General features: G+C 54.3%; 2 rRNA genes (both only partly in view). Both read right to left on the reverse strand.

Going from position 1 to position 2,500, the window contains the following annotated elements:
- Nucleotides 1-104 (reverse strand): 5S ribosomal RNA (gene rrf, locus Q9Q79_RS20235); it reaches 11 nt to the left of the window's first position.
- Nucleotides 105-231: 127 nt separating this feature from the next.
- Nucleotides 232-2,500: ribosomal RNA gene (locus tag Q9Q79_RS20240) — 23S ribosomal RNA — on the reverse strand (it continues 611 nt past the right edge of the window).

Consider the following 2,500-nt stretch of genomic DNA (forward strand, 5'->3'; position numbering starts at 1 on the left):
ACCTACTCTCGCATGGCTTGAGCCACACTACCATCGGCGCAGCTGCGTTTCACTTCCGAGTTCGGGATGGGATCGGGTGGTTCCACAGCGCTAATTTCACCAGGGAGACGGTTGGAGCGTCGCCATCCGATACAGCTGGATAAGGCGCCTGCCTCTCGTAGTTCTTGTGACGTAGCGTGCACTTGGATGCTCTTACGACGCTGTCGTAAAGCCAAGGCAACTTGAGGTTATATGGTCAAGCCGCACGGATCATTAGTATCAGTTAGCTCAATACATTGCTGTACTTACACACCTGACCTATCAACCACGTAGTCTACATGGTTCCTTCAGGGGGCTTGTGCCCCGGGAGATCTCATCTTGAGGCGCGCTTCCCGCTTAGATGCTTTCAGCGGTTATCGCTTCCGAACATAGCTACCCGGCAATGCCACTGGCGTGACAACCGGAACACCAGAGGTTCGTCCACTCCGGTCCTCTCGTACTAGGAGCAGCCCCTCTCAAATCTCCAACGCCCATGGCAGATAGGGACCGAACTGTCTCACGACGTTCTGAACCCAGCTCGCGTACCACTTTAAATGGCGAACAGCCATACCCTTGGGACCGACTACAGCCCCAGGATGTGATGAGCCGACATCGAGGTGCCAAACACCGCCGTCGATATGAACTCTTGGGCGGTATCAGCCTGTTATCCCCGGAGTACCTTTTATCCGTTGAGCGATGGCCCTTCCATACAGAACCACCGGATCACTAAGTCCTAGTTTCCTACCTGCTTGATCCGTCGATCTTGCAGTCAAGCACGCTTATGCCTTTGCACACAGTGCGCGATGTCCGACCGCGCTGAGCGTACCTTCGAGCTCCTCCGTTACTCTTTAGGAGGAGACCGCCCCAGTCAAACTACCCACCATACACGGTCCCCGACCCAGATAATGGGCCCAGGTTAGAACGTCAAGCACGACAGGGTGGTATTTCAAGGATGGCTCCGCCACAGCTAGCGCCATGGTTTCATAGCCTCCCACCTATCCTACACAGACGAACTCAACGTTCAGTGTAAAGCTATAGTAAAGGTTCACGGGGTCTTTCCGTCTTGCCACGGGAACGCTGCATCTTCACAGCGATTTCAATTTCACTGAGTCTCGGGTGGAGACAGCGCCGCTGTCGTTACGCCATTCGTGCAGGTCGGAACTTACCCGACAAGGAATTTCGCTACCTTAGGACCGTTATAGTTACGGCCGCCGTTTACTGGGGCTTCGATCAAGAGCTTCGCCTTGCGGCTGACCCCATCAATTAACCTTCCAGCACCGGGCAGGCGTCACACCCTATACGTCCACTTTCGTGTTTGCAGAGTGCTGTGTTTTTGATAAACAGTCGCAGCGGCCTGGTTACTGCGACCCTCTTCAGCTATAGCTCGCACGAGCCACCAAAAAGGGTGCACCTTCTCCCGAAGTTACGGTGCCATGTTGCCTAGTTCCTTCACCCGAGTTCTCTCAAGCGCCTGAGAATTCTCATCCTACCCACCTGTGTCGGTTTACGGTACGGTCTGCGTAAGCTGAAGCTTAGGAGCTTTTCCTGGAAGCGTGGTATCAGTGACTTCGCCATAAAGGCTCGTCTCGGTGCTCGGTCTTAGAGGATCCCGGATTTGCCAAAGATCCAAACCTACCGCCTTTCCCCAGGACAACCAACGCCTGGTACACCTAACCTTCTCCGTCCCTCCATCGCACTTACGCGAGGTGCAGGAATATTAACCTGCTTCCCATCGACTACGACTTTCGTCCTCGCCTTAGGGGCCGACTCACCCTGCGCCGATTAACGTTGCGCAAGGAAACCTTGGGCTTTCGGCGTGCGGGTTTTTCACCCGCATTATCGTTACTCATGTCAGCATTCGCACTTCCGATACCTCCAGCAGACTTCTCAATCCACCTTCAACGGCTTACGGAACGCTCCTCTACCGCGCATAACAAAGTTATGCACCCCAAGCTTCGGTTCACTGCTTAGCCCCGTTAAATCTTCCCCGCAGACCGACTCGACCAGTGAGCTATTACGCTTTCTTTAAAGGGTGGCTGCTTCTAAGCCAACCTCCTGGCTGTCTGTGCCTTTCCACATGGTTTTCCACTTAGCAGTGAATTTGGGACCTTAGCTGTGGGTCTGGGTTGTTTCCCTTTTCACGACGGACGTTAGCACCCGCCGTGTGTCTCCCATACAGTCCGTCTCGGTATTCGGAGTTTGCAATGGTTTGGTAAGTCGCGATGACCCCCTAGCCATAACAGTGCTCTACCCCCGAGAGGATACATATGAGGCGCTACCTAAATAGCTTTCGAGGAGAACCAGCTATCTCCGGGTTCGATTAGCTTTTCACTCCTAATCACACCTCATCCCCTACCTTTGCAACGGGAGTGGGTTCGGGCCTCCAGTGCGTGTTACCGCACCTTCACCCTGGGCATGACTAGATCACCCGGTTTCGGGTCTACTGCCCGCGACTATGCGCCCTTATCAGACTCGGTTTCCC

Origin of the sequence: Stenotrophomonas sp. a6 (assembly GCF_030913325.1) — a bacterium.
Classification (GTDB): Bacteria; Pseudomonadota; Gammaproteobacteria; order Xanthomonadales; family Xanthomonadaceae; genus Stenotrophomonas; species Stenotrophomonas maltophilia.